General features: G+C 32.8%; 22 protein-coding genes. 10 read left to right on the top strand and 12 right to left on the bottom strand.

The window, feature by feature from the left end; translation table 11 throughout:
• Positions 1 to 328: 328 nt before the first annotated feature.
• Entirely contained in the window at positions 329 to 1,729 is a 1,401-nt protein-coding gene (locus ACVBFA_RS03200; RefSeq protein ID WP_002490590.1) for an MFS transporter, read from the bottom strand.
• A gap of 421 nt (positions 1,730 to 2,150) precedes the next feature.
• Between ACVBFA_RS03200 and ACVBFA_RS03195 the strand changes: the two genes are divergently transcribed.
• From ACVBFA_RS03195 to lrgB, 4 genes are all read left to right on the top strand, one after another.
• Positions 2,151 to 3,926 (top strand): sensor histidine kinase, encoded by a 1,776-nt coding sequence (locus tag ACVBFA_RS03195; protein WP_002495949.1) that lies wholly within the window; start codon positions 2,151 to 2,153, stop codon positions 3,924 to 3,926.
• Positions 3,907 to 4,665, top strand: coding sequence for a response regulator transcription factor LytR (locus ACVBFA_RS03190; protein WP_002447167.1), 759 nt, complete (start codon positions 3,907 to 3,909; stop codon positions 4,663 to 4,665). Before ACVBFA_RS03195 ends, ACVBFA_RS03190 begins: the two co-directional genes overlap by 20 nt.
• A 143-nt stretch (positions 4,666 to 4,808) precedes the next feature.
• On the top strand, positions 4,809 to 5,258 hold the full coding sequence (gene lrgA / locus ACVBFA_RS03185; protein WP_001831627.1) for an antiholin-like murein hydrolase modulator LrgA: 450 nt from the start codon (positions 4,809 to 4,811) through the stop codon (positions 5,256 to 5,258).
• Positions 5,259 to 5,261: 3 nt separating this feature from the next.
• Positions 5,262 to 5,963, top strand: a complete 702-nt coding sequence (gene lrgB, locus ACVBFA_RS03180; protein ID WP_001831408.1) for an antiholin-like protein LrgB — start codon at positions 5,262 to 5,264, stop codon at positions 5,961 to 5,963.
• Positions 5,964 to 6,144: 181 nt separating this feature from the next.
• Here the strand turns inward: lrgB and ACVBFA_RS03175 are convergent, their stop codons facing one another.
• The 4 genes from ACVBFA_RS03175 to ACVBFA_RS03160 are packed head-to-tail and all read right to left on the bottom strand — an operon-like array spanning position 6,145 to position 9,695.
• Entirely contained in the window at positions 6,145 to 6,840 is a 696-nt protein-coding gene (locus ACVBFA_RS03175; RefSeq protein WP_002447165.1) for an ABC transporter permease, read from the bottom strand.
• Positions 6,840 to 7,784 (bottom strand): osmoprotectant ABC transporter substrate-binding protein, encoded by a 945-nt coding sequence (locus ACVBFA_RS03170; protein WP_002496295.1) that lies wholly within the window; start codon positions 7,782 to 7,784, stop codon positions 6,840 to 6,842. The genes ACVBFA_RS03175 and ACVBFA_RS03170 overlap by 1 nt, the downstream gene beginning before the upstream one ends.
• A gap of 16 nt (positions 7,785 to 7,800) precedes the next feature.
• Complete coding sequence (locus ACVBFA_RS03165) at positions 7,801 to 8,436, bottom strand: ABC transporter permease (protein WP_001831629.1); 636 nt, start codon at positions 8,434 to 8,436, stop codon at positions 7,801 to 7,803.
• Positions 8,437 to 8,438: 2 nt separating this feature from the next.
• Positions 8,439 to 9,695, bottom strand: coding sequence for a betaine/proline/choline family ABC transporter ATP-binding protein (locus ACVBFA_RS03160; RefSeq protein WP_002447162.1), 1,257 nt, complete (start codon positions 9,693 to 9,695; stop codon positions 8,439 to 8,441).
• A 488-nt stretch (positions 9,696 to 10,183) separates the two neighbouring features.
• On the opposite strand from ACVBFA_RS03160, the gene ACVBFA_RS03155 reads away from it, so the two are divergent.
• Positions 10,184 to 11,236 carry a 2,3-butanediol dehydrogenase gene (locus tag ACVBFA_RS03155; RefSeq protein ID WP_002447161.1) on the top strand — a complete coding sequence of 351 codons (1,053 nt, stop codon included), beginning with the start codon at positions 10,184 to 10,186 and terminating at the stop codon, positions 11,234 to 11,236.
• Between the two features lie 62 nt (positions 11,237 to 11,298).
• Here ACVBFA_RS03155 and ACVBFA_RS03150 read toward each other — a convergent pair whose 3' ends face one another.
• Positions 11,299 to 11,895 (bottom strand): YdeI/OmpD-associated family protein, encoded by a 597-nt coding sequence (locus ACVBFA_RS03150; RefSeq protein ID WP_070593088.1) that lies wholly within the window; start codon positions 11,893 to 11,895, stop codon positions 11,299 to 11,301.
• A gap of 183 nt (positions 11,896 to 12,078) precedes the next feature.
• Here ACVBFA_RS03150 and ACVBFA_RS03145 point away from each other — a divergent pair, with 183 nt between their 5' ends.
• Complete coding sequence (locus ACVBFA_RS03145) at positions 12,079 to 13,761, top strand: APC family permease (protein ID WP_002499888.1); 1,683 nt, start codon at positions 12,079 to 12,081, stop codon at positions 13,759 to 13,761.
• 315 nt (positions 13,762 to 14,076) lie between these two features.
• A complete protein-coding gene (locus tag ACVBFA_RS03140; RefSeq protein WP_447158779.1) occupies positions 14,077 to 15,432 on the top strand; it encodes a carboxylesterase family protein in 1,356 nt (451 codons plus the stop codon).
• 82 nt (positions 15,433 to 15,514) lie between these two features.
• Here the strand turns inward: ACVBFA_RS03140 and ACVBFA_RS03135 are convergent, their stop codons facing one another.
• From ACVBFA_RS03135 to lnsB, 5 genes are all read right to left on the bottom strand, one after another.
• A complete protein-coding gene (locus ACVBFA_RS03135) occupies positions 15,515 to 16,693 on the bottom strand; it encodes an MFS transporter (protein ID WP_046044377.1) in 1,179 nt (392 codons plus the stop codon).
• 138 nt (positions 16,694 to 16,831) lie between these two features.
• Positions 16,832 to 17,608 carry an ABC transporter permease gene (locus tag ACVBFA_RS03130; protein ID WP_002458165.1) on the bottom strand — a complete coding sequence of 259 codons (777 nt, stop codon included), beginning with the start codon at positions 17,606 to 17,608 and terminating at the stop codon, positions 16,832 to 16,834.
• Positions 17,601 to 18,263: an ABC transporter ATP-binding protein gene (locus ACVBFA_RS03125; protein WP_164539699.1), complete on the bottom strand. Its 663-nt coding sequence runs from the start codon at positions 18,261 to 18,263 to the stop codon at positions 17,601 to 17,603. The genes ACVBFA_RS03130 and ACVBFA_RS03125 overlap by 8 nt, the downstream gene beginning before the upstream one ends.
• A gap of 295 nt (positions 18,264 to 18,558) precedes the next feature.
• Entirely contained in the window at positions 18,559 to 19,329 is a 771-nt protein-coding gene (locus tag ACVBFA_RS03120) for a CPBP family intramembrane glutamic endopeptidase (protein WP_046044375.1), read from the bottom strand.
• 28 nt (positions 19,330 to 19,357) lie between these two features.
• Entirely contained in the window at positions 19,358 to 20,140 is a 783-nt protein-coding gene (lnsB, locus tag ACVBFA_RS03115) for a CPBP family lipoprotein N-acylation protein LnsB (protein ID WP_046044374.1), read from the bottom strand.
• Between the two features lie 144 nt (positions 20,141 to 20,284).
• On the opposite strand from lnsB, the gene ACVBFA_RS03110 reads away from it, so the two are divergent.
• The gene (locus ACVBFA_RS03110; protein WP_046044373.1) at positions 20,285 to 21,862 is read left to right on the top strand and encodes an FMN-binding glutamate synthase family protein; all 1,578 of its coding nucleotides are present in this window, start codon (positions 20,285 to 20,287) and stop codon (positions 21,860 to 21,862) included.
• A gap of 52 nt (positions 21,863 to 21,914) precedes the next feature.
• Here the strand turns inward: ACVBFA_RS03110 and ACVBFA_RS03105 are convergent, their stop codons facing one another.
• Positions 21,915 to 22,382, bottom strand: a complete 468-nt coding sequence (locus ACVBFA_RS03105) for a YehR family lipoprotein (protein WP_002447151.1) — start codon at positions 22,380 to 22,382, stop codon at positions 21,915 to 21,917.
• A 183-nt stretch (positions 22,383 to 22,565) separates the two neighbouring features.
• Here ACVBFA_RS03105 and ACVBFA_RS03100 point away from each other — a divergent pair, with 183 nt between their 5' ends.
• Positions 22,566 to 23,642 (top strand): M42 family metallopeptidase, encoded by a 1,077-nt coding sequence (locus ACVBFA_RS03100; RefSeq protein ID WP_126122623.1) that lies wholly within the window; start codon positions 22,566 to 22,568, stop codon positions 23,640 to 23,642.
• A 16-nt stretch (positions 23,643 to 23,658) separates the two neighbouring features.
• Positions 23,659 to 23,847, top strand: a complete 189-nt coding sequence (locus ACVBFA_RS03095) for a hypothetical protein (protein WP_002447149.1) — start codon at positions 23,659 to 23,661, stop codon at positions 23,845 to 23,847.
• Positions 23,848 to 23,863 lie beyond the last annotated feature (16 nt).

The raw sequence follows: 23,863 nt of genomic DNA, 5'->3' as shown, positions 1-23,863 counted from the left end.
TCTGTTAATTACGAATAAGTATTATCCTCTCAAACGTACATTGCTCACTCAACATTTTATTAGCATAGTAAATCGTTTCTTTGTTAATTTATTATTCAATTTCAGTTGCGTTTTTAAAATATGAGTAGAACTAGTTTCATATTGACTGGATTATCTCTTTTCTCTTTAACAAGAATTAGAATTAATAGACTTTTTCATACCTTTATTATTACTGAGTTCTCGATGTCAATATATCAAAATGTCTGAGACACCAGTGATGTCCCAGACACAAATTCATATTTTTCCATTTCAATATTAAAGATGAATTTAAAAGTTGATGACTATATTCTTATACATTAGATTGTTTTTTCGGTATTAAGAACAAAATAGATAGGAATGCTAATAATGCTATAAGCGCATTAAACATTACTCCAGTAAAACCACCTAAAGTCAGATTCAGTTGAGCTGCAAGTACGCTGTAAACTGTACTTGAGATGGCCACACCAAATGCATTTCCTAAAGATGATGCCATCTTATATACACCGGATGCGACGCCTACTTTATCATCTGGTGCTTGTGCAACAGCTGTATCCGTGGATGGTGTTGCATAAATACCTAAACCGGTACCAAATAATAAATAACCAACGACACTTGACGCTATATACCAAGCATTAGGTAAAAACGTCAAAGATAATAATATTAATCCTATGACGGTCAACGCACTTCCGAGTAACAAAGGTCTTTTAGGTCCTAGCGATTGTAATATCATTTCACCCACACGTATCATAATTAATACTGCAACTAGATATGTAAGTGAGATATATCCAGTTTCCTGAGAATTAAAATCTAATTTTTGCTGATAAAAAGTATTTACTACAATCAATGTACCACCAGCTACACCATTCAACATAAAGTTTGAAATCGTTGCACCTGTATAACCTTTGTTTTTAAAGATATCAAAATCGACAAGCGGTTGTTTTATTTTATTTTCGTAAATCACGAATATAATTAACGATATAACAAAAATTGCAATAAGTCCCAAAATAAATGGTGAGAACAAACCAAATTGAGAGGTTTGAGTTATTATCACATTAATACTTAACATGCTAACCACTAAGATGATTAAACCAATAACATCAAATTTCTTTTTCTCTGTCGGTTGATCTCCTATAGGCTCTGCTTTTGTTTCGGGAGTATGTTTAATGAGAAACATGGATAATATTGTCAGAATAATTGAAACAATAAAGATTGAGCGCCATCCAAGGTTAGTTGCCATTAAACCACCAAACAAAGTACAAACACCACTACCTCCCCATGAACCAATGGACCAGTAGCTTAATGCACGTTGTCGTGCTGTCCCAATATAATATTCATTAATGATTGCGAGTGTCGCTGGCATTATACACGCCGCTGACAATCCTTGAATAGCACGTCCAATAATCAATAAACTTGGTAATGGCGTAATAATGATTAAAACTGACCCAACAATATTAAGTGCTAAGCCTATGTATGTCATTTTTACTCTACCAATTTTATCTGCAATATCTCCTGCACCTACAATAAACAAACCAGAAAATAGTGCCGATAAGCTAACTGCTATATTAATGGTGCCAATATCACTATTGTATGATGATTGTAATGGCACGACTAGATTTACAAGTGATTGTGCAAATAACCAAAATGTAATAACCCCTAAAATAATCCCTAATAATAAGCGATTATCTCCCCTAAACTTTTGTGATGTATTCATCTATCACTTACTCCTTCACAATTAATTAGAAATCTCTAATAAGACTTATTTAATTACAATATCCATTTCTTATTTTACAAATCTTTTATTTGCTTTCTTCTAATATCATTTTTACATTAAGAAACTTTATCATATTTAGAACAACTTTTTAACTGAAATAAATATATGACTAAATCGTTTATCATTTTAATATTCATTCATCCTAGATATGTTTCTTTTTTAATTTCTTGTAATTTTTAGAAAATTTGTGAATATAGAAACATATTCTACACTATCTAATTTCAATTTTCCATACTATAATTGATTTAATCGTGTTTTCATATAAACTATAAATATATGAAACAAGCCAATGTAAGTGCTTTTATTTTTAAAAAAATATATTTCTTTTTATGATATTTAAAATTAAATGAGGATTGACGTTATGCTTAATTTATTTATTTTATTACTTGAACGCGTGGGATTAATTATTTTACTCGCATATATACTCATGAATATTAATCATTTTAAAACAATGATGAGCGAACGTGACAAATGGCGTTCAAAATTCCAACTAATCATTATTTTTGGTATATTCTCTATGATTTCTAATTTTACAGGAATTGAAATAGAAAATGGCCATATCGTATCTGGTGATATTTATTACCACTTAAGCAAAGACGCCTCAATGGCCAATACACGTGTATTAACTATTGGTGTTTCTGGTCTAATAGGTGGACCGTGGGTAGCTATAATTGTAGGGATTATTTCAGGATTATGTCGTTTATATATTGGCGGGGCTGACGCATATACCTATCTCATTTCATCCATAGTTATCGCTATCATATCTGGTTACTTCGGTCATCAAACAATAAAACAAAATACATATCCGTCCATTAAAAAAGGTGCTATTATCGGTGCAATAACTGAAATTATTCAAATGAGCTGTATATTATTATTTACAAATAACTTACATCACGCAATTACATTAGTCAGTTTTATAGCACTACCGATGATTATCATTAATAGTTTGGGTACAGCCATATTTTTAACCATCATTTTGTCGACCATCAAGCAAGAAGAACAAATGCGTGCAGTCCAAACGCATGATGTATTACAACTCGCTAATGAAACACTACCTTACTTTCGATCTGGACTTAATGAAAAATCAGCCCAACAAGCTGCTGAAATTATTTTAAAATTAATGCAAGTGTCGGCGGTAGCTATTACAAATAAAAAAGATATTTTAACACATATTGGTGCAGGCAGTGACCATCACGTAGCACGTAAAGAGATTATTACAGATTTATCTAAAGAAGTGATTCAATCAGGAAAATTAAAAGTCGCTCATACGAGAGAAGGAATTGGATGTCACCATCCTAATTGCCCTCTTGAAGGAGCCATTGTCGTCCCTCTTTATATACATAACGAAATCGCAGGGACTTTAAAATTTTACTTCACTGATAACAATATTATTTCAACTTCAGACCAACAACTCGCAAAAGGCCTCGCTAATATATTTTCTTCACAGCTAGAACTAGGCCAAGCTGAAATGCAGGGACAATTGTTGAAAGACGCTGAAATTAAATCATTACAAGCACAAGTCAATCCACATTTCTTTTTTAATGCTATTAACACTATATCAGCACTAGTACGAATTGATAGTGAAAAAGCACGACGTTTACTGATTCAACTCAGTCAGTTCTTCCGCTCTAATCTTAATGGTGCACGTAATAATACAATTACTTTACAAAAGGAATTACAACAAGTAGCAGCATATTTATCCTTAGAGCAAGCACGTTATCCAAATAGATTTAACATACATTATCGAATTGATGATCAGTGTCAAGATGCGCTTATCCCACCTTTTATAATTCAAATATTAGTGGAAAATTCTATTAAACATGCATTTAAAAATCGTAAAGTGAATAATCATATTGATGTGAATGTTAGCATGAAACAAGACTACTTAAGTATATCTGTTCAAGATAATGGGCAAGGCATACCAGCTGATCAATTAGATATCATTGGATATACGACAGTGACGTCTACCACTGGTACTGGTAATGCCTTAGTCAATCTTAATAAAAGACTTACTGGACTATTTGGAACAACATCGGCACTAAACATTCAATCTTCTCAATCAGGCACGACTGTAAGTTGTTTAATTCCGTATAAATCTTCTAAGGAGGAACACTTTAATGAAAGCGTTAATCGTTGATGATGAGCCACTTGCAAGAAATGAATTACAATATCTTTTAAATCTTAATGATGCTATAGATGAAATTGAAGAAGCAGAAAACATAGAAGAAACATTGGAGAAGTTACTCTACAACACATTTGACTTAATATTCTTAGATATAAATTTAATGGATGAAAGTGGTATTGATTTAGCTCAAAAAATTAATAAAATGAAGCAATCACCACATATTATCTTTGCAACCGCTCACGAGAAATTCGCAGTCAAAGCTTTTGAATTAAATGCAACCGATTATATACTAAAACCTTTTGAAAAAGATCGTATTAATCAAGCTGTAAATAAAGTTGGCATGGCTAAAGATAAATCAAAAAACAAAGATAAAACTATCACACCTAAATATATTGATTATAGTGATGATGAGCACGCTCAAACACATGTACTACCAATTGAAGTGGATGAACGTATTCACATCTTAAATTTCACAGACATTATCGCATTATCTGTTAATAATGGGATTACTACGATAGATACAACAAAACAAAGTTATGAAACGACCGAAACACTTAATCATTACGAGAAAAAACTACCTTCCTCACTATTTATTAAAATACATCGCGCTACTATCGTTAATAAAGAACATATCCAAACAATAGAACATTGGTTTAATTATACATATCAGCTGACGTTAACCCATGAATTTAAATATCAAGTTAGTCGTTCTTATATGAAGACTTTTAAACAACAACTCGGTCTTCAATAAAATTTAAATCATGCTTTATGAATTTCACCTTTAAAATGGTGCACCTCACCCTAAAATATTTGTAAGTGAGCTATGAAACTACATATAGTAAACGCTTTCATTCTATAATATAACCATGAAGAAAACAGAGGGGAATGGTTATTTTGGAACAAACGCATCTCGTTAAAAACAAAGCGGTTGATAACAAGAAGTCAATGAAATACAGTATTTTTCAACAAGCATTAACGATTGCAGTGATTTTACTTATATCAAAAATTATTGAATCATTTATGCCTATACCAATGCCAGCTTCAGTCATTGGACTCGTACTATTATTTATCGCATTGTGTACAGGCATTGTGAAATTAGGTCAAGTTGAGACTGTGGGAACTGCATTAACCAATAATATTGGATTCCTATTCGTACCAGCTGGTATTTCAGTCATTAACTCTTTACCAATCCTTAAGCAAAGCCCTATTTTAATTATTTTACTTATTATTATTTCAACACTTTTATTATTAATTTGTACTGGCTTTGCGTCACAATTATTAGTGACGAAATCACTTTTCCCTTCTAAAGAGAAAAATGAAGAAACAAGTCACATAGGAGGGTAATCAATGATTGAACATTTAGGAATCAATACACCTTATTTTGGGATATTAGTATCATTAATACCATTTGTCATAGCGACTTATTTTTATAAAAAAACGAATGGTTTCTTTTTACTAGCACCTTTATTCGTAAGTATGGTTGCAGGTATTGCTTTTTTGAAATTGACAGGAATTAGTTATGAGAATTATAAAATCGGTGGCGACATTATTAATTTCTTTCTAGAACCAGCTACAATATGCTTTGCGATTCCTTTATATCGCAAGCGCGAAGTATTAAAAAGATATTGGTTACAAATATTTGGTGGTATAGCTGTTGGTACAATTATTGCCTTGTTATTAATTTATCTTGTTGCAATAACATTCCAATTTGGCAATCAAATTATAGCATCTATGCTACCTCAAGCTGCAACGACAGCAATTGCATTACCTGTATCTGACGGTATCGGTGGTGTCAAAGAATTAACCTCACTCGCAGTTATTTTAAATGCAGTTGTCATTTCTGCTTTAGGTGCTAAAATAGTTAAATTATTTAAAATATCTAACCCTATTGCCAGAGGACTTGCACTAGGGACAAGTGGACACACTTTAGGTGTCGCGGCAGCTAAAGAATTGGGTGAGACTGAAGAATCAATGGGAAGTATTGCAGTTGTCATCGTTGGCGTTATTGTTGTAGCAGTAGTTCCTATCCTTGCTCCAATCTTATTATAATTACCCAAAACTATAAATATATCTAAAATACCCCTGAAAACTAAATATATTAAACAAACAATGCCTGGAACATTATTTTGTGTTCCAGGCATTGTTAATGTATAAGCAACTGTTGACTAAAATAATCTCTGTTTCAGTCACTGTCTATGCTTTTTATATTAATTAAGTTTATTGATATCTATTAACGTAATTTTTGTACTTGATGTTTTTGCATTGAATCTTTTTTGTTTTTACGAGTAGGATCTAAACGTTTTTCTAGATAACGTAATCCTATATCTATAATAATTGCTATTAAAGCAATTGGTATGGCACCTGCTAAGATGAATGTTGTTCCATCTGTTGAATTTGTACCACGAATAATAATATCACCTAGTGTTGGAGCACCGATAAATGACCCAATCGCTACTATTCCGATAGCAACAACAAGTGCAATTCTAACACCACCAATAATAACAGATAAAGATAATGGTAACTCTATCATTCTTAATATTTGATTCCCCGTCATTCCCATACCTTTACCAGCATCTTTAATATTTTCATCAACTTCTACAATACCAGTATAAGTATTTTTAATAATAGGTAATAACGAATACAGGAATACAGTTACAACAACAGTTGTTGGTCCTAATCCCATAGCCAACATAAGTATGGCCAACATAGCGATTGCTGGAACAGTTTGTATAATATTTGCAATTGTAATCACCGGCCACGATAAACGTCTATACTTAGCTATGAAAATACCAATAGGAATTCCAATTATACAAGCAAACAACACACCATATACCGACATTAATAGATGTTTGAAGAACAGTTCTAGAAGAAAGGCCCAGTTCAGTGAGTAATATTCGATGATTGAATGTAACAAATTACCTTTCATTACTTATGACCACCTTTCTTTTCTTCAAAGTAATGATGTTTCTTTAAATATTCTTCAGCTATCACTGCAGGTTCCTTACCTTTTCCATCCGCTTCATAATTTAACTTCTGCATTTCTTCTGTTGAGATTTTACCTTCTAATTTTTTTAGTGCCTTATCGATTTCTGGATTATCCTTTATTAATTGTTCATTTGCAAGTGGACTACCGTCATAAGGCGGGAAGAATTTACGATCATCTTCCAATATTTTCAAATCATAAGCTGCAATACGTCCATCTGTTGAATACCCAACTGCTACATCTAATTTATTATTTTTTAATGCATCATATACTAAACCAATTTGCATTGGACGCGCACTATCAAATTTAAATCCATAATCTTTAACAAAAGCTGGATATCCATCACCTGCACGGTTCATCCATTGGGTATCCATTCCAAGACGTAGTTCATCTTTATATTTCTCTAAATCTGATACTTTTTCTAAGTGATACTTTTTAGCCGTTTCTTTTGTCACCATGAATGCGTATGTATTCGCAAACCCAAGTGAATGATAAAACTTTTCATCATATTTCTTTTTAAATAAGCGTTGTGTTTCAGACATGGCTTTTTCAGGATCTTTAGTAGGTTTAGCTGCTAATACACTCGTCAATTCAGTACCTGTGTATCGTACAGCTGACATATTTGCATCTCCTCGTTGTAACGCATTATGTTGAATAATGCTAGAACCTAGGTTCCCAATCAACGTCGGTTTGATTTTTCCATCAGTTTCATGTTCAATTAATAATTTTTCCATATGACCTATAATCTTAGTTTCACTTGTTTCAGTCGTTGTAATTTTCACATCATCTTTTGCATTTCCATCACCTAAGCCTGGTAAACTGCATCCAGATAACACGATGAGAGATAATGCAATCAGAATCAGTGTATAGTTAAGATACTTCTTCAATGTCAATTCCTCCCATTTATCTAGATACTTTTAATCCTTTAGGTACAACCCATTTTTCAACTAATGAAAGTATAAAGTCAATAACTAATGCTAATAAAGTAACAACAATCGCTGCACTAATAATCATAGGTGGTTGATAGAGATTTAATCCATTAAATACAAGATCCCCAAGTCCACCCGCACCTACATAACTTGCGAGAGTTGCCCAACTAATGACGTATACACTTGATAGACGAATACCACTAATAATAAGTGGTAAAGCTAAAGGCATCTCAACATCTTTCATTAATTGAAATTTAGTCATTCCCATACTTTGACCAGCTTGAATAACATTTTTATCGATATTTTTAACACCTAATACTGTATTATTTAAAATTGGTAATAATACATAGATAAATAATGCAACAATAGCTGGTGTTTTTCCTACTCCAAATATTGGAATCATGATGGCTAGCACAGCCAAAGTAGGAATGGTTTGAAGCACGCCAGCAACTGTTAATACCACATTAGCAGTGCGTTGCGTTTTTGATAATAAAATACCTAAAGGGACAGCTACTACAATCGCTAACAATAATGCAAACATAGAAATATAAAAATGTTCTACCGCTTTCGATAAAAGTTGGCTACCGTATTCTTGTAAGAATGCTTTCATTATTAATCCTCACCTCTATGTTGGGCATCATGATAATCATTCACATCTTCATTTACGTTTGTTCGTGCATCAGTTTGATTTTGCGGTAAATCATGATTATTTTCATCTGAGCTTTCAATTGGGCTCTCATGACTATCAGAATCTTCTTCGCCCCAAATTGAGTCATACACAATATCGACTAAGTTTGCACGCGTAATTAAACCAATGAGATGTTCATCATTATCGACGACAGGTACATTTCTAACATTACGTTTTAGAATTGTACGCACAGAGTCTTGTAATTTTGAATTGATATGTACTTTGTAAACATCCCTTTGCATGGTATCAATTAATTCTTTACGCGCACGTAATCCTTGATTGATATCTTCAATATCTAAAAATCCTAATAATTTATTTTGATTATTGACTACAAAAATAGTATCTACACGACGTGTTCTCATAATATCTACAGCATCATTCAATGAATCATCTGCTTTAACAGTGACGGGTTTGATCATAGCACTTTCTACAGATTTCATATTAGGACGATCCTGAATCAAGCGATTTTGCCCAATAAAATCTCTAACAAAGTCATTTGCTGGATATCGTAAAATATTGTCAGGTGTATCGTATTGAACGACTTTTCCCTTAGACATAATACATATTTTGTCTGCTAATTTGATGGCCTCATCCATATCATGAGTGACAAAAATAAATGTTTTTCCTAATTTTTGTTGTAATTCCTTTACTAAATCTTGTAATGTATCGCGTGTAATAGGGTCTAATGCACCGAAAGGTTCATCCATTAATATAATATCTTGTTCAGCTGCTAAAGCGCGTACAACACCAATTCGTTGTTGTTGCCCTCCTGATAATTCAGCTGGATAACGATCTAAATATTCTTCAGGTAAATCTACCAGTTTAATAAGTTCTTTAGCTTTTTCATCTTTCTTCTCTTTAGACCATTTTAAAAGTTTAGGTACTAAAACAATATTTTCTCGAATAGTCATATGTGGCATCAAACCAATTTGTTGAATGACATAACCGATACTTCTCCGCAATTCAACAGGATTCATATTACGGACATCTTTTCCATTCATCATAATCTGGCCATCTGTCGCCTCAATCATACGATTAATCATGCGTAGTGCAGTTGTTTTACCACTACCACTCGTCCCAATAAAAGCGATAAATTCACCAGATTGAATATCCAAAGAAATATTATCTACCGCTTTTTTATTCCCTGAATAAATCTTGGTTAAGTTTTTAATACTTAACATAATTGTCTTCCCCTTCCTATATAAAGAATGTCTTGTTCCATGACCTAAAAAAGACCTCTGATGCAATTGTTAAACAAATAATGACTAAAGTTAAACAAAAGACAAAGGCCTTTGCTTATATATTTTTACGTTAAATTAATAGTCTTAAACATTAACCATTAATATGCTATACATGAAAACAGAGACAGATACTAATATATACCCAATGAGTTGAAAATAAACACTTTTCACAGAATTTTTATAATTATTTCTATGTTAAAAAAATTATAAATTAAGAAATCTACGGTTGTTTATGTAAATGATTCACTATCTACGAATTAAAAGTTTAATTTTTATAATATTGTGAAAAATATCACATTATATGTCGGTGTTCTCTTGAAAACAGAGCATTTTAGTATTATGCTCAAAATGTAATAAGAATTATTACATCACATTAAAGACTGATATTCATATTTTGCAGTCAAATTTATATTTAAGGGGTTTTTATTATGAAAGCAGCAGTATGGTATGGACAAAAGGATGTACGCGTTGAAGATCGCGAACCCAAAGTAATAAAAGACAATGAAGTTCAAGTTAAAGTCTCTTGGGCTGGTATCTGTGGTACAGATTTACATGAATATTTAGAAGGACCTATTTTTATTTCAACTGATCAACCGGACCCACTACTTGGTCAAACTGCACCTGTGACTCTAGGTCATGAATTTTCTGGTGTCGTAGAAAATGTTGGTAAAGACGTATCACGTTTTAAAAAAGGGGATCGTGTGGTAGTTAATCCAACAGTGTCTAGAAGAGAAAAGCCGGAAAATGTTGACTTATATGATGGTTATTCATTTATAGGACTAGGTTCTGATGGTGCGTTTGCCGAGTTTACCAATGCTCCTGAAACAAATGTTTACCATCTACCAGATAATGTTTCAGCACGAGAAGGTGCTCTTGTAGAACCAACAGCAGTTGCTGTCCAAGCAGTTAAAGAAGGCGAATTATTATTCGGTGATACTGTAGCGGTATTTGGCGCTGGGCCAATTGGTTTGTTAACTATCGTTGCAGCAAAAGCTGCTGGTGCAAGTAAAATATTTGTCTTTGACTTATCAGAAGAACGTTTAGCGAAAGCTAAAAGTGTAGGTGCGACTCACGTGTATAACTCAGGTAACGTTGATCCAGTACAAACAGTTTATGAACACACTGACAACGGTGTAGATGTGTCATTTGAAGTTGCTGGTGTAGGTATTACTTTACAACAATCTATTGAAGTAACACGTCCACGTGGTACTGCTGTCATCGTATCAATCTTCGGTCATCCCGTAGAATTCAATCCATTATTACAAATGAATAAAGGTGTCAAATTAACAACTACAATTGCTTATACACCAACTACATTCCAACAAACAATAGATTTAATCGCTAATGGTAGCTTAAATGTTAAAGATGTCGTAACAGATCAAATTGAATTAGAGAATATTGTTGAAAGTGGCTTCAATCAACTTGTAAACGATAAATCTCAAGCTAAAATTTTAGTGCGTTTAAATGGAGACCAAAAATAATTCTAAACAGAATATCATTCATTTTATACGAAAGGTTGGGTAATCCCAACCTTTTTGTATATCTATTTATCGTTCATGCCCTTACCTTGTAGTATAGCGTTCATATATTTATCAATACGATTATATCGCGTCTGACTACGTTTAGCCTGTGAAAAATAATATAGATATTGATGTTGACGTCCTGGCGTTAATTGATAAAATGCTTCTTTTAAACGGGGGAACTCTTCAAATTTTTGTTGTAGCTCCTCAGGTACTTCATAATCTTCATTCTTTTTCATTGGTACATTTTTACCAGCTTTTTCAGTTTTAATTGCTTCATTCAAGTAGTATTTTATTTCATCTTTACGCTTTTCTATTTCTTCTAAACTGTTAAAACGTAATTGTCGTGCTGCCTGTACTCTTTCAGTTTGTTGAATCAATGTATGATACTTATCTTCAAGTATTGCTCCTTTTTGAAAAAGCAACGCTACATAATCTTTAAATCCATGTATTAGCACAACATTTTTATTGTTTATCGTATAACAAGGATGCATCCATTTATAATTTTCTTCAAGTTCAGTTTCATTAAAAATTAAATTTCTCAAAAATTTATAACAATCTTGCCATTGGCTTTCTTTAGCTAAAAATTGATCAACTTGCTCATTTTTTTGTTTATTCATTCATTACTACACCTCTTTTAATTAACATTACCTTCTCATATTATATATTTGTTATTTATTCATATTTAATTAAACAATATTAATTGTATTATTACAAAAATTTAGTTTGACTAATGTTTTAACTAGCGTATAATTATAGCGTAATATTTTTGTTGATTATTCAACATATATAAAGGAGTATTTATGAAAAATAAAAACAAATCAAAAAGTAATAAGATAAGCCTTTCTCAACTTGTCCTCCTTGGTCTTGGTTCATTAATAGGATCAGGTTGGTTATTTGGAGCGTGGGAGGCATCTTCAATGGCCGGTCCAGCCGCCATCATTTCCTGGGTTATCGGTTTCTTAGTAATTGGAACGATTGCCTATAACTATATTGAGATAGGAACTATGTTCCCTCAATCAGGCGGTATGAGTAACTACGCACAGTATACTCACGGCTCATTACTTGGTTTTATTGCAGCTTGGGCGAACTGGGTATCATTAGTAACAATTATCCCTATTGAAGCTGTGTCTGCTGTTCAATATATGAGTTCTTGGCCATGGGATTGGGCTAAACCAATGGGATCTTTAATGAAGGATGGCTCAATCAGTACTTACGGTTTGATCGCTGTTTACATCATTATTGCAATCTTTTCATTATTAAACTATTGGTCAGTAAAATTATTAACATCATTTACAAGTTTAATTTCCGTATTCAAATTAGGTGTCCCTATTTTAACCATAATTATGTTAATGGTTTCCGGTTTTGATACAGGTAATTATGGACACTCTATCGGTACATTTATGCCATACGGAAGTGCACCTATTTTTGCTGCAACAACAACATCTGGAATTATCTTCTCATTTAATGCATTCCAGACAATTATTAACATGGGATCAGAGATTAAGAATCCAGAGAAAAACATCGCACGTGGGATTGTTATTTCACTTACATTAAGTGCTATATTATATATTGTTTTACAAAGTACGTTCATTACATCAATGCCAAGTTCGATGTTGCATGAACATGGATGGAGCGGTATCAATTTCAATTCACCATTTGCAGATATGGCAATTTTATTAGGTCTTAACTGGTTAGCAATATTACTTTATATGGAAGCAGTTGTGTCACCGTTTGGTACTGGAGTTTCTTTTGTTGCCGTTACTGGACGTGTGTTACGCGCTATGGAAGAAAATGGGCATATTCCTAAATTCTTAGGTAAAATCAATAAAAAGTATAATATCCCACGTGTTGCCATTGCATTTAATGCAATTATCAGTATGATTATGGTGACATTGTTCCGCGACTGGGGTACACTAGCTGCAGTTATTTCTACTGCAACATTAGTTGCATATTTAACTGGTCCAACAACGGTTATTTCATTACGTAAAATGGCTCCAAAAATGACTCGTCCATTCAAAGCTAATATTTTAAAATTTATGGCACCTTTATCCTTTGTTTTAGCATCATTAGCTATCTATTGGGCAATGTGGCCAACGACAGCAGAAGTTATTTTAATTATTATTTTAGGTTTACCTATTTATTTCTTCTATGAATATAAAATGAATTGGAAGAATACTAAAAAACAAATTGGCGGAAGCTTATGGATTATTATCTACCTTATTGTTCTCGCATTCTTATCATTTATTGGAAGTAAAGAGTTCAAAGGCTTAAATTGGATTCACTATCCATGGGATTTCTTAGTCATCGTAATCGTTGCATTAATCTTCTATCAACTTGGTACGACAAGTTACTTTGAAAGTATTTATTTCAAACGTGCAAACAAGTTGAATAAAAAAATGGGCGACAAATTGCGTAAAACACGAAAAAAAGCGCGTCATAAAGATTGGAAAGAACGCGATAGACAAGAACAACAAAATCAATAAGACGACAGCTTATAGAACATAAAATATTTATAATAAAAGCTTGGGACTATCATCATTGTCTCAAGCTTTTTAATATACCAGTAAATATGAATTAAATTCAAAAGTTTATATAATTCTATCTGATATCATTCGTTAAATATTCAGTTATACACTTAATATCATTTTTACTTCGTTTGTAAATTTAATTTTTTAACACATTATTCAAGTCAATCATCAACAGTTCTTTTCACTTTGTTACTTGGTCACATTTCATCTAAATATTATTTTTCATGTTATAGTTAAGCTACGACTTTATATGTAAAGGTGTGTTCAAACATGGTTCAAGTCAAGATAGGTAACTGTACCATCAATGGCTTACACAAAAAGAATATTGATGTATTCTTAGGTATCCCGTATGCCAAACCATTCAATAAGATATCTCGATTCCAACATTCAAAGCTTATGGAACTAAGCAAACCAATGATTGATGCAACTCATATTCAATCCATCCCACCACAACCCTACAATTTACTTGAAGACTTTTTTTCGACGACAGATTCATCGTTTAATTCTTTTAAACAAAATGATTATTGCCTGTTTTTAAATATTTGGAAACCATCATCCAATCAAAATCATTTACCTGTAGTGATTTACTTTTATGGTGGTAGTTTTCTTCAAGGACATGGTACAGCTGAACTATATTGTCCTGAACACATAGTAGAACAAGAAAATATAATAGTAGTTACTTTTAATTATCGCTTAGGTGCACTCGGCTACCTAGATTGGTCTTATTTTAATCAACATTTGAACTATAATAATGGGATTTCTGATCAAATTAACGTTTTAAAATGGGTACATCAATATATCGAACATTTTGGCGGTGATCCAAATAACGTGACACTAATAGGTCAATCTGCGGGTAGTATGAGTATCATGACATTAATGCAAATGCCCGAACTTGATGATTATTATCATAAATTAATGTTATTAAGTGGAACGTTAACAACTGATACACCACTCAATGCACATACTAAAGTACAACATTTTTCACAACTCATGAGACATTATTTTCCTAATAAAACACTTAAGACACTTACCAGTGATGACATTTTATATCTAATGGAGTCTCAAAAAATAGAGCGCGGAAGATCTCGTGGACTTGATTTGATTTATCAACCTATTAAAGATCATCATATGTCACGATCCATTAAAAAATTCTCCAAGCCGACATTCATGAGTTATACACACGATGAAGGTGATATTTATATTGAAGACGCAACACGCACCTTACCTTCTGAACGTTTTATTCACTTGATGACTCAATATGGTGCACACGTCGAAAAAATTGATGTCATCACAATGAAACAACAAAGAAATTTAATAACAGAGTATTGTTTTGTTCGTCCGACTTATCTATTTTTAAATCAAATGAATAGTTGCGACACTTGGCTAGCACGTTTTGATTGGCATCAACCCCATACCTCCTACTTTAAAAGTGCATATCATATATTGGATTTAATATTTTGGTTTGGTCACCTCTCTATTTTGACTAAAAATCATTATTCTGTAACCCAACATGATATGAATTTAAGTCGTAACATGATATCTGACTTAGCTTATTTTGCCCGAAAAGGTAGGATGCCATGGAAATGTTATGAACCTCAACATCAAGCGTTACATATCTATAAATAAAGACTGGAAAAGGCACTGATAACATACACGAATCTAATACCATAAAGATACTTCTATATGCTATCGTGCAAACCTTTTCCAGTCATAAATTTTTAGCATAGTGTCTATTTTTTAAAGTGAATACAATGATAAGACTAATTAAACCTATCAATGCACTAGTATAAGTAACATATTCCACTGATAAATGTGTCATAACGAGTCCACCTACGATTCCGCCAACGCCAATACCGGCATTGAGACTCGACATATTCCAACTCATCACTTGGCTTGTATCACCTTCGACGTGTTCAATAATACCGCTTTGAATAGCTGGATTTGTACTCCACTGCATTAAATTCCACATAAATAAGCCGACTAATAATAATCCTGTTCCTGGTAATAATAAGTTAAGAATTATCATCATTATTATAAATATTGAAATCGAAATTATTAACCAACGCTTACTAGTAAACTTATCAGATAAAACACCGCCTAATGAAGTACCAATCACACCTGCTACACCATTAACAAGCAGTGCTAAAGAGACAAAAGACATCTCATGTCCATTTGATAAAATTAATGGATTAATAAACACGAATGTTACAGAATTAGCAACCAGCACTAAAAATGTAATCATCAGATATTTAATAACCTCTCGAGGTCTTATGACGCTTGAGCCAGTTTGTGATTCACTACTAGCTGAACGACGTGTTTGATTTGGATGTGATAATTCATCTTCTTTTGGTAGATATATTAACATCAAAACACCAACAAATACACTTACAATAATAATAAATAAAAATGTAAATCGCCATCCTACCCAGTCGCCAATCACTGTACCGATGGGAACACCAAAGACATTCGCCCCACTAAAACCTGTATAAACAATACCAATCATTTTACCTCTGTTTTTTGCTGATGTGAGCATCGCCGTGAGTGCTAAAACTTTCACAATAATGAGTGAAGCTGCGGCAGAAGATAAAATACGTCCTACAACTATTATTGCAAAATGAGGCGCAATGGCAATCATACCATTCCCGAAGATAAAGATAATTAACGTCCATAATAATACTGATCGCGAAGCAAACCGATGAGTCAATTTCACTAATAACGGACCACATATCGCAAAGGTAAGCGCGTACAACGTCACCAGTTGCCCAACCACCGCTTCAGAAACATGAAGATCTTGACTCATTAAATTCATAATACCTGCAACCATCATCTCAACCATACCTACGATAAAAACACTTAATATAAATGTTGTTGTGCGTGCGACAGTCATAATATCTAGATGCCCCTTTCAAAGTAATGACGTAACTATTGATTTTGACTAAAATAAAACAGCTACAAACTTATCATTGTTTATAACTGTTTTATTATATAATATTTAAAGCTGTACTGTGTAGATTAACAACGATATTTAACTACTTTGTCTTGTGCGTTGCGTTCTAGCAATGAGTTGATGACGAGCATTAAAGAACTGGCCGTAACTCATATACGTTGCAATGAGCGCAGACATAATCGTCGCTGTTGTATGAATAAACACGACAAGCAATTGAAATTTAATTGCTTGAAGTGGGTCAACGCCTCCGATAATCAATCCCGTCATCATACCTGGAATTGAAACTAAACCATATGTTTTTACAGAATCAATTGTAGGAACAATCGCTAAGCGTATACTTTCTCTAATAGATGATTTTGATGCGAGCTTAGGTGTCGCTGCTAACGTAAGTTTGGATTCAATATCAGAAACATCTTGAACAAATGCTCTTTCTAAATTCTGATAAGCGAGATTAATCGCGATTAAACCATTATTAGCTAACATACCTCCAATTGGAATCACTTCATTCGCTGTAAATTTAATTGCACCTGTAGCAACAGTTGCCGCCAATGGTAGTGCTGTTCCCACAAATATAGCCACAAATGATATCCAAAAGACATGATGCATGACAGGTGAAGCACGACTTATTGTATTCCAAGATGCATTAATAATAATGACTAACACACAAAGCACTAATAACCATTTTTCATTAATTTCGAAAATATAATGTAATAAAAAACCTAAAATCAATAATTGTATGGTTGCTCTAATTGTAGCAATAACTAAATCTTTGATAATATGTAATCCTTCTTTATAAGAAATAAAGATAGGGATTAGTAATAAAAGTGCTGTCAGACAAAGTGCTGTATTACTCATTACCATTCAACTCCTCATCACTCGATATCTTACCGTCAGTAATTGTGATTCTACGCTTAAAATGACGCATACTTTGGTCATCACTATGCGTAATCCACAAAATGGCAATCCCTTTATCCGCTAGTTTAAATATAATTTCTTCAATTTTCTTTTTATTATATGTATCTAAAGCGCTAGTAGCTTCGTCCAATAATAAAACTTCAGGTTCATACATGAGTTGTCGTGCGATGGTAATACGTTGTTGCTCTCCCCCAGACATGTGCTCAATTTGAGCATCTAACTGATAATTACCTAGTCCCACTTGAGAGATGAGCTGTTTCGCTTTATCACGGTCATAAGCTTCATTTCTAGCCTCAGCAGGAAATTTCATATTATCTTCAATTGTATAACCAATTAACTCACTTTGTTGCATTAAATAACTCACACGTGTTCTTATCTCTTCCGGCTTATAATCAAAGTAAGATTGATCATTCAAATATAAATCTCCACTCGTAGGACTAATTAAATGATTCAATTGTTTGAGTAAAGTACTCTTACCGCTTCCAGAAGGACCTACGATAGCAATCGTGTCTCCTTTATTAATATTCAAATTAATATCATCTAAGATCGTACGATTATCAACCTTGTATGTAAGATGTTCAACCTTAAGTAGCAATTTAAACACATCCTTATATCGACATTACTAAACTCTATTCCCTATTTTGACTATTTTATTATTATTAAATTTAAGTTTGTACCTGTTAAATTATAGTACTCAATCACTCACTTATATTATAGATGTATATACACTTATAAATGCAACCACACTTAAAATCATATGCATTAGTATAGCAACTGCTAAATTTCTACCACTAGAATAATTATTATCTGAACTAGTTTATTTGAGAGTGTTGGGTTCTAATATGAAGTAATAGTTTACTTAAACGCAATCGTATAAGTAGAAGCACTGTTCAAAATGCTATTAAATTTGTAATCATATGCAAAGCAATTGGTACTGCTAAATTACGGTGGCTAAAATGGTAACCTATAACAAATACGACTGCTGCAATAAAGTAAGGTCCTGCTTCAAATGGTGAAACTGCATCGGTACAATGAAAATATGTAAATCCCACTACTGACACAATATACATCAAACCATAAGTTAATTTTTTACCTAGTTCATGAATGATTAAATGACGAAATAAAAGTTCTTCAATGATTGGTGTAAAAATAACAATATCTATAAATAGTATGGGTGTTATCCACGTATGTGTAAATAACTCTTCAATTCCCTCTTCATTAACTGTCTCATAATATTGATACTGTTCAGGTAAAAAATCAATTGAATATTCCCAAAGACTTGTAAAAATCTCTGTACTTAACGCACAAATAATAAGTAAAGGTATATATTTTTTTAATTCTTTAATTTTAGTCATTGCAGTCGTTATCATCGTACTTTTATGTAATAAATAAAAAATAAGAATAACAATTGCCTCTCCGACAAACGCATATACAGTACTTGCATCATTATAAAAGCTATTTAAATAATCTTCAGATAAATAACCATTAACTATAGCTAATATCCACGTTGTAATATTAGCGAACAAATCTGGTAAAATAAAAATTGCCAAAATATATAGAGGAACAAGCAAAAAATCCCTTTTGACTATTTTCTTTAATTTAAATGTTCCCTCAACGGTAGTTTGAGTTTGACAATAACAATGTTGTACTTCCTTTGACATAATAAACTCCTATTTCGAACTTTTCTTCTTAAAAGTTGGTATACTTACTTAAAATTTCTATAAAAAGGATACATTGCAAAATCACTTGAAATATATAAGTGACAATTAAATTATCCCGCGATTTAATATATAGTATTGTAGCTGCTGAAGCAATAACGATATATGGAAGAATTTCAAAAATCGATGCCATGTCGTAAACATGTACGATCGTTTCAATAACAATAGACAAACCAATTACAAATTGTCTATTCCATACTTTTCCTAATTCATGGATGATGAGATATCTATAAATGATTTGTTCTACCATTGGACGTAAGAATACCATGGATATAAAAGTAACTAACAACACATAAGGTGATTTAAATAGTCCTAATGTACGTTGTTCGTATTGCGTGAGATAATAACTTAAATGATAAGGTAATGCTGTTCCAATCACCCGAACTATAAGTAATAATAAATATACGACAATCGCAACTATTACAATTTTAATTATTTTATTCTTTGCAACTATCCATTGTTGCTTCATCACATCATTTATTACAGATTGATGCATTTTATAAAAGATAACTAATATTAGACCTTGAGCAATCACAAAACTTAAACTCAATGAAAAATGATACAACCATTGTGGTGGTGCTTGTTGTGTTATCATTGCAGTAATCCCTAATGAGCCGAAAACAACAATGATTGGTACGATACTTTGTAATAAAATATAAGCTGGTATTAATATAAAATTTCTTTTTAAAACTGTCCCACTGTCTGATAAATGATACGGTCGACCTTGTTTCTCTGAAGATTGTTTAATATCCATGTTGTCCCTCTTCTCGCATAAAACATATATTTTTATCTTAATACAGCCGCACAATAATTTTAATGTTTTTCTATTAGACTTTCATTGTAAAACGCATACAGTGTTGTATCATAATATTGAAAACGTTTTTAGGGGGTATTGTTTATGTCAGTTTTAACTGTCATGCAATTCATAGTCAATATTATCATCATGATTGTGTTATTAACGATTATGATTCTTGGGGTTATTTGGTTATTTAAAGACAAAGGTCAAAATCAACACAGTGTACTAAGAAATTTTCCTGTTTTGGGTCGAATACGTTATATTTCTGAAAAAATCGGTCCCGAATTAAGACAATATTTCTTCGCAAACGATAATGAAGGAAAACCTTTTTCACGAAGTGATTATAAAAATATTGTTTTAGCTGGAAAATATAAATCACGAATGACTAGTTTCGGTACAGGTAAGGATTATGAAGAAGGGTTTTATATTCAGAATACGATGTTCCCACTTCAAGCAACTGAATTACATATCGATCATACTGAATTCATTTCTACATTCTTATATCATATTGAGAATGAGCGCCTATTTAGTAGAGAAGAACACAGAAAAAGCGCTCAGGTTGATCCGTTTTTCTTAACTGATGAACATGCAGTCATATTAGGCTCTAACCTTAAACATCCCTTTAAAATTAAACGATTAGTTGGTCAATCTGGGATGAGTTATGGCGCTTTAGGTAAAAATGCAATTACTGCACTGTCAAAAGGATTAGCTAAAGCTGGTACTTGGATGAATACTGGTGAAGGCGGACTATCTGAATATCATTTAAAAGGCAATGGCGACATCATTTATCAAATAGGTCCGGGACTCTTTGGTGTTAGAGATCATGATGGTAATTTTAATAAAGATATGTTTATCAATCTTGCCGAACACGACAATGTACGTGCATTTGAAATCAAGTTAGCACAAGGCGCTAAAACACGTGGTGGACATATGGAAGGCAACAAAGTCACAGAAGAGATTGCACGCATTAGAAATGTGAAACCATATGAAACTATTAATTCACCTAATCGTTTTGATTTTATTAAAAATCCAACAGATTTACTGAATTTCGTTAATCAATTACAATCAATAGGTCAAAAACCGGTAGGCTGTAAAATTGTTGTTAGTAAAGTTGAAGAAATAGAGACGTTAGTTAAAACAATGGTAAACATGGATACATACCCAAGCTTTATTACTGTTGACGGTGGCGAAGGTGGTACAGGCGCTACTTTCCAAGAGCTTGAAGATGGTGTAGGTTTACCATTATTTACAGCACTTCCTATCGTTTCAAGTATGTTAGAAAAGTATGGTATAAGAGATAAAGTTAAAATTTTTGCGTCTGGCAAATTAGTGACTCCAGATAAAATCGCAATTGCATTAGGATTAGGTGCAGATCTCGTCAATATTGCTAGAGGGATGATGATAAGTGTAGGATGCATCATGAGCCAACAATGTCATTTAAATACATGCCCAGTCGGAGTAGCAACAACCGATCCTAAAAAAGAAAAAGGACTTATTGTTGATGAAAAACAATACCGTGTTACAAATTATGTTACAAGTTTGCATGAAGGATTATTTAACATCGCTGCAGCTGTAGGCGTTCATAGTCCAACGGAGATTACTTCCGATCATATTATCTATAGACAATTAGATGGCACTACAACGTCCATTCAGGATTATAAACTTAAATTAATTTCTTAAATCACAACATCGAAAAGGAGCGAGACAGAATGCTGTCTCACTCCTTTTCAATTTAATTATCTTCATTCATTTTACTTTTATCTTTTAAACCATTACGTTTGAGTTGTTTAACAACCCTATCCATACTCACATGGTCACCTTTTTTGGCATCGGATGATATGAAACCTAAATTTTTCTTAAGCTGATCGATATCCGCATCTTTATAATCAATATCGATATGTTCGATGGCCTTTCGATCTTTAAAATCAGCTTTATATGTGACACCTTCTATCCCTTTAAAGGCTTGCTCATCATTTTTAAACATTTGTTTCGCTTCATCTTTAGTAATGCCTAAATCATCATATTTAACTGTTGCTATAGTAGATTGTTTGAGAACTTCATCATCTTTGTATGTCAAAGATGTAATCACTTGCTTTCCGTTGACTTCGCCTTCATAAGTTTTTGTGCGTTCCTTCCCACATGCTGAAAGAGATACAGCACTTATCACTATTACTACTAAAAGCGATATGACTTTTTTCATAGTAGTCGCCTTCTCTCATCTTTAATCATGTTAATTATATCATCTTTAATTTGAATATGTTACTTATATGAAGATAAATATCTTTTTATTTTGAAAATTTAAACATCTATAAACATGGGATTCAGAATTTCACTATTTAGAATGTTATACTACTTTTAAAGACTTATTAATGGAGGAATGACTATGCCAGAATCTAAAGCATTACTTAAATCTTTGACAGATGTTAATGGCATTTCTGGACATGAAATGCAAGTTAAATCATTGATGAAAGATTATTTAACACCTGTCAGCGACGAGATTGTTGAAGACCGATTAGGAGGTATTTTTGGTAAAAAGAATGCTACTCATGGAACTAAATCTTTAATGATTTCCGGTCATTTAGATGAAATTGGCTTTATCGTTACACAAATTGATGAACAAGGATACATTTATTTCACGCCCATTGGTGGCTGGTGGAATCAAGTCATGTTATCTCAAAAAGTGACGATTACTACTGAAAATGGTAAAGAGATACGTGGAATTATTGGTTCTAAACCACCACATGCCCTCTCATCAGAAGAGCGTAAGAAGCCTGTTGATATTAAAAATATGTATATCGATATTGGTGTAGGTAGTAAAGAAGAAGCGAAAGAAGCAGGAATTGAATTAGGTAATATGATTACACCTTATAGCGAATTCGAATCGCTAGCCAATGATAAATACTTAACAGCTAAAGCGTTCGATAATCGATATGGATGCGCACTTGCTGTTGATGTACTTCAACAACTTAAAGATGAAAACATAGATATCAATCTATATGCCGGTGCAACTGTACAAGAGGAAGTAGGTTTACGTGGTGCTAAAGTTGCAGCAAATTTGATTAAACCTGATTTAGCAATCGCTGTGGACGTCGGGGTTGCATACGATGTTCCAGGTATGACGAGTGAAAAAAATGAAGGTAAGTTGGGTGATGGCCCGTTAGCAATATTGATGGATGCCACTAGTATCGCTCACGATGGTTTGCGCAAACATATTAAAGATGTTGCTGAGCATCATAATATTCCTGTACAGTGGGCAACAACACCTGGTGGTGGTACAGATGCAGGTAGCATTCATGTAGCCAATGAAGGTATCCCAACAATTACAATCGGCGTGCCATTAAGATACATGCACTCTAATGTATCAGTGCTCAACATTGATGATTATACAAATTCAGTGCGCTTAATTACTGAGATTGTTCGCTCATTAAATGATGACAGTTATCAAGCACTTATGTGGTAAATGAAGGAGGTATATCATGTTTTCTACTGGTAATAAAGCTAAAAAGACTATATTTGGAGCTATGACTTGTTCAAAATGTGGTAAGACACTCAATAATGATGAAAACATTACCATTAAAATAAATACTAAAGAATTAAAAGGTTATACTCACTTATCAAGTTGGGCTGATGCACAGTATAAATTGTGTGAAATCTGCTCAGAATAATCATTACCAGAGCACA

The sequence above is a fragment of the Staphylococcus sp. MSU001 genome (assembly GCF_052976705.1).
Note: the sequence above shows the minus strand (reverse complement) of the source record. Positions and strands in the feature narration are given on the sequence as shown.

Excerpts from the sequence above, each read along its gene's own strand:
- ACVBFA_RS03095 (WP_002447149.1), top strand. The coding sequence starts at position 23,659 with ATGTTTTCTACTGGTAATAAAGCTAAAAAGACTATATTTGGAGCTATG.
- ACVBFA_RS03105 (WP_002447151.1), bottom strand. The coding sequence starts at position 22,382 with ATGAAAAAAGTCATATCGCTTTTAGTAGTAATAGTGATAAGTGCTGTA.
- ACVBFA_RS03195 (WP_002495949.1), top strand. The coding sequence starts at position 2,151 with ATGCTTAATTTATTTATTTTATTACTTGAACGCGTGGGATTAATTATT.
- ACVBFA_RS03150 (WP_070593088.1), bottom strand. The coding sequence starts at position 11,895 with ATGAATAAACAAAAAAATGAGCAAGTTGATCAATTTTTAGCTAAAGAA.
- ACVBFA_RS03160 (WP_002447162.1), bottom strand. The coding sequence starts at position 9,695 with ATGTTAAGTATTAAAAACTTAACCAAGATTTATTCAGGGAATAAAAAA.
- ACVBFA_RS03145 (WP_002499888.1), top strand. The coding sequence starts at position 12,079 with ATGAAAAATAAAAACAAATCAAAAAGTAATAAGATAAGCCTTTCTCAA.
- ACVBFA_RS03130 (WP_002458165.1), bottom strand. The coding sequence starts at position 17,608 with ATGAGTAATACAGCACTTTGTCTGACAGCACTTTTATTACTAATCCCT.
- ACVBFA_RS03100 (WP_126122623.1), top strand. The coding sequence starts at position 22,566 with ATGCCAGAATCTAAAGCATTACTTAAATCTTTGACAGATGTTAATGGC.
- ACVBFA_RS03110 (WP_046044373.1), top strand. The coding sequence starts at position 20,285 with ATGTCAGTTTTAACTGTCATGCAATTCATAGTCAATATTATCATCATG.
- ACVBFA_RS03190 (WP_002447167.1), top strand. The coding sequence starts at position 3,907 with ATGAAAGCGTTAATCGTTGATGATGAGCCACTTGCAAGAAATGAATTA.
- ACVBFA_RS03120 (WP_046044375.1), bottom strand. The coding sequence starts at position 19,329 with ATGTCAAAGGAAGTACAACATTGTTATTGTCAAACTCAAACTACCGTT.
- ACVBFA_RS03135 (WP_046044377.1), bottom strand. The coding sequence starts at position 16,693 with ATGACTGTCGCACGCACAACAACATTTATATTAAGTGTTTTTATCGTA.
- ACVBFA_RS03155 (WP_002447161.1), top strand. The coding sequence starts at position 10,184 with ATGAAAGCAGCAGTATGGTATGGACAAAAGGATGTACGCGTTGAAGAT.
- ACVBFA_RS03175 (WP_002447165.1), bottom strand. The coding sequence starts at position 6,840 with ATGAAAGGTAATTTGTTACATTCAATCATCGAATATTACTCACTGAAC.
- ACVBFA_RS03200 (WP_002490590.1), bottom strand. The coding sequence starts at position 1,729 with ATGAATACATCACAAAAGTTTAGGGGAGATAATCGCTTATTATTAGGG.
- lnsB (WP_046044374.1), bottom strand. The coding sequence starts at position 20,140 with ATGGATATTAAACAATCTTCAGAGAAACAAGGTCGACCGTATCATTTA.
- ACVBFA_RS03140 (WP_447158779.1), top strand. The coding sequence starts at position 14,077 with ATGGTTCAAGTCAAGATAGGTAACTGTACCATCAATGGCTTACACAAA.
- lrgB (WP_001831408.1), top strand. The coding sequence starts at position 5,262 with ATGATTGAACATTTAGGAATCAATACACCTTATTTTGGGATATTAGTA.
- ACVBFA_RS03165 (WP_001831629.1), bottom strand. The coding sequence starts at position 8,436 with ATGAAAGCATTCTTACAAGAATACGGTAGCCAACTTTTATCGAAAGCG.